Here is an 8,156-nt window from a genome sequence, read left to right as displayed (position 1 = left end):
GTTTCCTTTTATTCATCCATTTTTTACGTCTAGATTTAGTTTGAAAATATTATTTTATATATTGAATAATAAAAATGAATATGATTATATTTATTTTGATTTTTCTCAATCTTTTTTATACTCTTTATTTATTAAGAGTAAGGATAAATTTTTGATGACTCATGATATTATTGCTCAAAAATATGAGAGGAAAGAAAATAAATCTTTTAATTTAAGTTATAAGTTCTGTCGTTTTTCAGAGAATCTTATATTGAATTTATCAAAAGGGAATATAATTAGTTTTAGTAAAAAGGATCAAAAATTACTATATGACTATTATCAGATTCAATCTGAGGTAGTAGATTTTTATATAGAAGAAAGTATAAAGGAGATTAATTTAAAGGAAATTAATTTAGATAATAGTTTTTGTTTTTATGGTTATTGGAAGAGAGAAGAAAATTTAGAAGGTTTACTTTGGTTTGAAAAGAATATACTTCCCTCTATAAGTAAATATATAAAAATCGTAGTAATTGGTGGGGGGTTAAATAAAGAAGTAAAAAATAGATTAAATGAATATGATAATGTAGAAGTATTAGGATTTGTAAAAAATCCATATAAAGTCATATCAAAGTGTAAAGGTTTAATAGCTCCATTATTTCAAGGTGCAGGTGTAAAAGTTAAAGTTATAGAATCCTTAGCATGTGGCACTCCAGTAATAGGAACAGATGTTGCTTTTGAGGGTATAGAATTTAAATATAAAAATTATTTGAAGAGAGTAGATTCACCAAATAATTACATTGATGCTATTCAAGAATTAAATAAAATTAAACTAAAAGATAAGATACAATTAAAAGATAATTTTAATTCAAATTATCCAAAACAAAAATTTAGATATATATTAAGTGAACTAGAATAGAGAAAAGAAGGACTGATTTAAATGGTTGATATAACGGCTTCTATTGTATTATATAAAAGTAATTTTGATGAAATAAAAAGGGTTATAGATAGTTTTTTAAATACAAGTTTAAATGTTAAGTTGTACTTAATAGATAATTCTCCAACTAACGAGTTAAAAAAGTTATCTCAGGGTGAAAGAGTAGAGTATATTTTTAATAATACTAATATTGGGTTCGGTTCTGCGCATAATCTTGCTATAAAAAAATCAATAGATAATTCTAAATATCACTTAATTTTAAATCCTGATGTTTATTTTGAAGAAGGAACATTAGAAAAAATCTATAATTTTATGGAAGAAAACGAGGATATTGGACTAGCTATGCCTAAAGTATTATATCCAAATGGCGAAATGCAACACTTATGCAAGTTATCACCTACACCTTTTGATCTTATACTTAGAAGGTTTCTTCCTTTTGAAACCTATTTAGAAAAAAGAAATCAGAATTATGAATTAAAATTTGCTGATTATAATCAGATAATGGATATACCTTATTTATCAGGATGTTTTATGTTTATTAGAACAGAAGTTTTAAAAAAAGTTGGTATGTTTGATGAGAGATACTTTATGTATTTAGAAGATACCGACTTATCTCGTAGAATTCATCAACAATACAGAACAGTATATTATCCAGAGGCTACTGTATATCATGAATATGGAAAAGGGTCGTATAAGAATAAAAAGCTATTGTGGTATCACATTAGCTCTGCCATTAAATATTTTAATAAATGGGGCTGGATCTTTGATAAAAATAGAAGAGAAATCAATAAGAAAACATTAAATGATTTAAAAAATAGATTAGATATGTAAAAAGTAATTGATAACTAATTGCTGAAAAATATTAAAACGGCTATTATTTGTTTCTAATACTATAAGAGGAGGCTAACAATGAAAGGAATAATCTTAGCAGGAGGAAGTGGAACTAGACTTTATCCATTAACAAAAGCAATGTCAAAACAGAGCTTACCAATTTATGATAAACCAATGATCTATTATCCATTATCAGTATTGATGTTATCAGGAATTAGAGAGATATTAATTATCTCTACACCTAGAGATTTACCAGTATACAAAGAGATGTTAGGTGATGGTAGTCAAATAGGTCTAAAATTATCTTACAAAGTACAAGAAGAACCCCGAGGATTAGCGGATGCCTTTATTGTGGGAGAAGAGTTTATCAGTGATGAGAATGTCGCTTTAATTTTAGGAGATAATGTATTCTATGGTCAGCACTTTACTGAAATTTTACAAAGAGCTGCTTCACTAGAAGAAGGAGCAACTATCTTTGGTTATTACGTTAAAGACCCAAGTAGCTTTGGTGTTGTAGAGTTTGATGAAGATGGTAAGGTGTTATCTTTAGAAGAGAAACCAGAGAAGCCTAAATCACACTATGCAGTACCAGGGCTTTATTTTTATGATAATAGTGTAGTAGAGAAGGCTAAGAATTTAAAGCCTTCTCCTAGAGGGGAATTAGAGATAACAGATATTAATCGACTCTATTTGGAAGAAGGTAGCTTAATGGTAGAGCACTTTGGACGAGGTATGGCATGGCTAGATACAGGAACTCATGATGGCTTATTGAATGCAGCTAACTTTGTAGAAGCAGTACAGAAGAGGCAGGGGCTGTATGTGGCTTGTATAGAAGAGATAGCTTATAGGTTGGCTTATATTAATGATGATGAATTGAGGGAATTGGCTAAGCCATTGATGAAAACGGATTATGGTAAGTATCTTGTTTCTATTATTGAGGAATAAGATAAAAAATATTAACCACAGAGTCACAGAGAAGAAGAGTCAACACAGAGAAAGAGAAATTAATAATAAAAACTCTGTGAAGGCTCAGTGTGCTGTGTATCTCAGTGGTAGATTTTACGTATTATCAAATTATAAAAATTAAAGACAACCCACAGAGTCACAGAGTGGTGAAGTTAACACAGAGAAAAGGAATAAAATTAAAAATAAAACCCCTGTGAATTCTCAGTGTACTCCGTGCCTCTATGGTAAATTATTTTATTGGTTATTATAATTCAAAGGTTGGTAAAACTAGCCATAAAGTCACAGAGGAACGGGGGATTTACTTAGATGAAGAAAAATGAGATAACCTCTAAGATAATAGGAGCTGCAATTGAAGTTCATAAGAGCTTGGGACCAGGTTTATTAGAAAGAACATATGAAGAGTGTTTATGTATAGAGTTAGAAGAGAATGGACTAAACTATGAAAAGCAGTTATTATTACCTATTAGATATAAAAATAGAGAATTAAAAGATGCTTATAGGATAGATGTTTTAGTAGAAAAAGAGGTTATTGTTGAATTGAAGTCTGTAGAGAAAATATTAAATATTCATAAGGCTCAATTACTAACATATATGAAGCTATCAAACAAAAAGTTAGGTTTATTGATGAATTTTAATGTTGATTTATTAAAAAATGGAATTAAAAGATTAATCTTATAGTTAAAAGAACGAAAAGATAACCACAGAGTCACAGGGAAGAGGAGTCAACACAGAGAAAGAAAAATTAATAATAAAAACTCTGTGAATACTCAGTGACCTTTGTGCCTCAGTGGTAAGCTTTTAGATATTATTAAAACGAGAAAGACTAACCACAGGGTTATAGGTGAAAGAGTTAACAAAAAAAAGAAAGAATTAATAATTAGAAAAATCTGTGAGACTCAGTGTTCTCTGTATCTCGGTGGTGAAGTATCTATTATTTAATTAATAGAAATATTTTAGTGGAGGTTTTAAAATGAGTAAATTTAAAAAGATAGAAACTCCTATTAAAGATTTATACATAATAGAACCGACTATCTTTGGTGACCACCGTGGATTTTTTATGGAGAGTTATAACAAGAAAGAGTTTGTTGAGATAGGTCTTGAGATGGATTTTGTTCAAGATAATCATTCTAAGTCTAAGAAAGGTACATTGCGTGGGTTGCATTTTCAAACTAAGTATTCCCAAGGAAAACTTGTTAGAGCTATCAAAGGGACTGTCTATGATGTGGCTGTCGATTTAAGAGAAGGGTCAGAGACTTATGGAAAGTATTTTGGAATTATTCTTTCGGAAGAGAATAAGAAGATGTTTTATATTCCAGAAGGGTTTGCCCATGGATTTGTAGCTGTAACAGATGAAGCAGAGTTTATGTATAAGACTACTAACTATTATCATCCAGAATATGATGCGGGGATTATTTGGAATGATAAAGATATAGCGATAGATTGGCCTTTGGAGGAGTATGATATTAAAGAAGAAGATTTATTGTTATCTGATAAAGATAAGAAATTACCGAAATTAAGAGATATAGAGAATTAACCACAGAGTCACAGAGTAAAGGAGTTAGCACAGAGAAAAGAAATAAAACTCTGTGAATTCTCAGTGTTCTTAGTGCCTCAGTGGTTAGATTTTTTATGTATAAGGAGGCTGTTATGATATTTTTAACTGGTGCCAATGGTCAGTTAGGTCAAGATTTTCAGAAACTTTTTAATCAGCTGGGAGAAGAATATATAGCTACAGATTATATTGCAGACAATGGTTGTATATCATTGGATATTACTGACTATCAGGTAGTGAAGAAATTTGTAGCAGGTAAAGAGATTGATATCATTATCAACTGTGCTGCCTATAATAATGTAGATAAGGCTGAGGAAGAAGAGGATAAGGCTTTTGCATTGAACTGTGATGCTCCTAAGAAGCTAGCGGAGATTGCTAAGGAGAAGGGAGCAACTTTTGTAACTTATTCTACAGATTTTGTATTTGACGGAACAAAAAATTGTCCTTATAAAGAAGAAGATAAGATAAATCCCCTTTCTATATATGGTAAGTCAAAGGCTCAAGGAGAGCAAGCAGTGTTAGGTGCCTATGATAAATCATTTGTGATCAGAACCTCTTGGGTATTTGGTATAGGTAATAATAATTTTAATAAATCTATTATAAATTGGTCTAAAAGTAGAGATGAACTTAATATAGTAGATGATCAGGTTTCTGTTCCAACTTATTCATGGGATTTAGCGGTTTATTCTTGGGATTTAATTCAAACAGGTAAGTATGGATTATACCATCTCTCAAATAGTGGAGAGGCGAGTAAGTATGAGCAAGCTAAGTATGTTTTAGAAAGTATAGCTTGGAAAGGAAAGTTAGGAAAGGCTAAAACAGTCGACTTTAATCTTCCTGCTAAAAGGGCTGAATATAGTAAGCTAGATAGTTCAAAAGCGGAAGAGGTTATTGGAAGAAAGATGCCTGATTGGAAAGATGGGATTGATAGATTTCTGAAAGAATTGACTGATAATGGAGAATTATAATAAAAAGATAACCACAGAGTCACAGAGAGAAGGAGTTAACACAGAGAAATAAATAAAATTAAAAATAAAAACTCAGTGACTACTCAGTGTACTCTGTGTCTCAGTGGTAGATTTTACGTATTGTTAAATTATAAAAATTAAAGATTAACCATAGAGGCACATAATAATGGAGTTAACACAGGGAAAATATTTAAAATTAATAATAAATCTCTGTGTAATCTCAGTTTACTCTGTGACTCTGTGGTAAAATTTAAAGAAATCAGGAGGTTTATATGAAAACATATTTAGTACCTGGTGCTGCTGGATTTATCGGTGCCAACTTTACAAAATACATGTTAAAGAAGTATGAGGATATTAAGATTGTTATTCTAGATAAGCTGACTTATGCTGGGAATTTAGGTACGATTAAGGACGAAATTAAAGATGATAGAGTTGAGTTTGTAAAAGGTGATATTAAAAATAGAGAATTAGTTGATAACATCTTTTATAGAAACAATATAGATTATGTTGTTAACTTTGCAGCTGAATCTCATGTAGATAGATCGATTGAAAATCCTCAAATCTTTCTAGAAACTAATATTCTTGGAACACAGAATTTATTAGATGTAGCTAAAGCACATTGGATGCTAGGAAAAGATGAAGGTGGATATCCGATTTATAAAGATGGAGTAAAATATTTACAAGTTTCCACAGATGAAGTTTATGGTTCATTATCAAAAGATTATGAAGAAGCGATAGACCTTCTTTTAGAAGATGAAGAGGTTAAGCAGGTAGTTAAAGATAGAGTTAATTTAAAGACTTATGGTGATAACTTCTTTACAGAAGAAACTCCAATTGACCCAAGAAGTCCATATTCATCTTCAAAGGCAAGTGCTGATATGATTGTGATGGCATATGCAGAAACATATAAAATGCCAGTTAATATTACTCGTTGTAGTAATAACTATGGACCATATCATTTCCCTGAAAAATTAATCCCTCTAATTATTAAAAATATTCTTTCAGGTAAGAAATTGCCTGTTTATGGTGATGGGAAAAATGTAAGGGATTGGTTATATGTAGAAGACCATGCTCAGGCTATTGATATGGTTGTAAACAATGGTAGATTAGGTGAAGTATATAATGTAGGTGGTTTCAATGAAGAGCAAAATATTAATATCGTAAAACTTACTATAGATACAATTGCTAAGATTATGAAAGAAGAGCCAGAATACTCAAAAGTATTAAAGACAGATTTAGAAAATATTAATTATGATTTAATTATTTTTGTTAAGGATCGTCTTGGGCATGATATGAGATATGCTATTGATCCTACAAAGATAGCGACAGAACTTGGTTGGTATCCAGAAACTAATTTTGAAGATGGTATAGAAAAGACTATTAGATGGTATCTAGATAATCAAGAATGGGTAGAAGAAGTAGCGAGTGGAGATTATCAAAAGTATTATAAACAAATGTACGAAAACTAAAAGCAGTAAGAGGTGAGAAGTGATTCTATTCACTACTTACTTCTTACTTTTGATTATTTAAAGGAGTGAACATACATGAAAATAGCAGTAGCAGGAACAGGCTATGTAGGGCTATCCAATGCAGTTCTTTTAGCTCAGCATAATGAGGTAGTAGCCTTAGATATCATACAAGAAAAGGTAGATTTAATCAACAATAAAAAATCACCAATAGCAGACCAAGAGATAGAAGAATATCTGGCTACTAAAGAGTTAAACTTAATAGCAACTTTAGATAAGGAAAAAGCTTATAAAGATGCAGAATTTATTATAATTGCTACCCCAACCGATTATGATACAGAAACAAATTACTTTAATACTAAGACCGTAGAAGGGGTTATCGAAGATGTCCTAGAGATAAATCCTGAGGCTACAATGGTCATTAAATCTACAATCCCAGTAGGTTATACTAAGTCTATTAAAGAAAAATATGACACTGAAAATATTATCTTTTCACCGGAGTTTTTAAGAGAAGGAAAAGCCTTATATGATAACTTATATCCGTCTCGTATAGTAGTAGGAGAACAGTCTCAGCGAGCAGAACGCTTTGCAGAGTTATTGGCTGAAGGTGCTATTAAAGAGGAGATTCCAGTTTTATTTACAGATTCTACAGAAGCAGAAGCGATTAAGTTGTTTGCTAATACCTATTTGGCATTGAGAGTCTCATACTTTAATGAGTTAGATACCTATGCAGAATCAAAGGGGTTAGATACTAAACAGATTATTGAAGGTGTTTGCCTTGATCCTCGAATTGGTGGACATTACAATAATCCTTCCTTTGGCTATGGGGGATATTGCTTACCTAAGGATACGAAGCAGCTTAGAGCAAACTATGCTGATGTACCGAATAATATCATTCATGCTATAGTTGATGCAAATAGTACTAGAAAAGATCACATTGCGGAGATGATACTGAAGAAAGATCCTGAGGTAGTGGGAGTTTATAGGCTAATAATGAAATCAGGTTCTGATAATTTTAGAGCTTCAGCTATACAAGGGGTTATGGATAGATTAAAGAATAAAGGTGTTGACCTAGTTATCTATGAGCCAACTTTAGAGGAAGAAGAGTTTGCTGGTTTTAAAGTGATTAATAATATCGAAGAATTTAAAAATATATCAGATGTAATAGTTGTAAATAGAATGAACGAAGAGTTAGAGGATGTAGAGGAGAAGGTATATACAAGAGATTTATATAGAAGAGACTAAAGGTCAGTTGATAGTTGATAGTTAAAGAAAAAAGAAGAGTAATTTGGGATAAGAGTTGCAGGTTTTACTTGTGGCTCTTATTTTATTATTGGTGGATAAAATTGATTAAGGTCAAAAGATTGTTTAGCTATGGATTAACATAGATGAAATATGGATAAAGACTAAGAAATAAAAGACTGTTTAGCCACGAATTGCACGAATGAAACACGAATAAA

At 31.0% G+C, this 8,156-nt stretch carries 8 protein-coding genes; all 8 read left to right on the top strand.

Going from position 1 to position 8,156, the window contains the following annotated elements:
* On the top strand, positions 1-895 hold an 895-nt coding region (locus tag ACTCDL_RS12490; RefSeq protein WP_463177130.1), incomplete at its 5' end, for a glycosyltransferase.
* Between the two features lie 21 nt (positions 896-916).
* The gene (locus tag ACTCDL_RS12485) at positions 917-1,744 is read left to right on the top strand and encodes a glycosyltransferase family 2 protein (protein ID WP_463177128.1); all 828 of its coding nucleotides are present in this window, start codon (positions 917-919) and stop codon (positions 1,742-1,744) included.
* 78 nt (positions 1,745-1,822) lie between these two features.
* The gene (rfbA, locus tag ACTCDL_RS12480) at positions 1,823-2,689 is read left to right on the top strand and encodes a glucose-1-phosphate thymidylyltransferase RfbA (protein WP_463177125.1); all 867 of its coding nucleotides are present in this window, start codon (positions 1,823-1,825) and stop codon (positions 2,687-2,689) included.
* Positions 2,690-3,016: 327 nt separating this feature from the next.
* Positions 3,017-3,388 carry a GxxExxY protein gene (locus ACTCDL_RS12475; RefSeq protein WP_463177122.1) on the top strand — a complete coding sequence of 124 codons (372 nt, stop codon included), beginning with the start codon at positions 3,017-3,019 and terminating at the stop codon, positions 3,386-3,388.
* A gap of 292 nt (positions 3,389-3,680) precedes the next feature.
* Positions 3,681-4,244 (top strand): dTDP-4-dehydrorhamnose 3,5-epimerase, encoded by a 564-nt coding sequence (rfbC, locus tag ACTCDL_RS12470; RefSeq protein ID WP_463177119.1) that lies wholly within the window; start codon positions 3,681-3,683, stop codon positions 4,242-4,244.
* Positions 4,245-4,357: 113 nt separating this feature from the next.
* Positions 4,358-5,230 carry a dTDP-4-dehydrorhamnose reductase gene (rfbD, locus tag ACTCDL_RS12465; RefSeq protein WP_463177113.1) on the top strand — a complete coding sequence of 291 codons (873 nt, stop codon included), beginning with the start codon at positions 4,358-4,360 and terminating at the stop codon, positions 5,228-5,230.
* Between the two features lie 272 nt (positions 5,231-5,502).
* Positions 5,503-6,699 (top strand): dTDP-glucose 4,6-dehydratase, encoded by a 1,197-nt coding sequence (locus ACTCDL_RS12460; RefSeq protein ID WP_463177106.1) that lies wholly within the window; start codon positions 5,503-5,505, stop codon positions 6,697-6,699.
* 75 nt (positions 6,700-6,774) lie between these two features.
* The gene (locus ACTCDL_RS12455) at positions 6,775-7,941 is read left to right on the top strand and encodes a nucleotide sugar dehydrogenase (protein WP_463177103.1); all 1,167 of its coding nucleotides are present in this window, start codon (positions 6,775-6,777) and stop codon (positions 7,939-7,941) included.
* The last annotated feature ends 215 nt before the right edge of the window (positions 7,942-8,156 follow it).

The organism is Orenia sp., from assembly GCF_055140805.1.
Note: the sequence above shows the minus strand (reverse complement) of the source record. Positions and strands in the feature narration are given on the sequence as shown.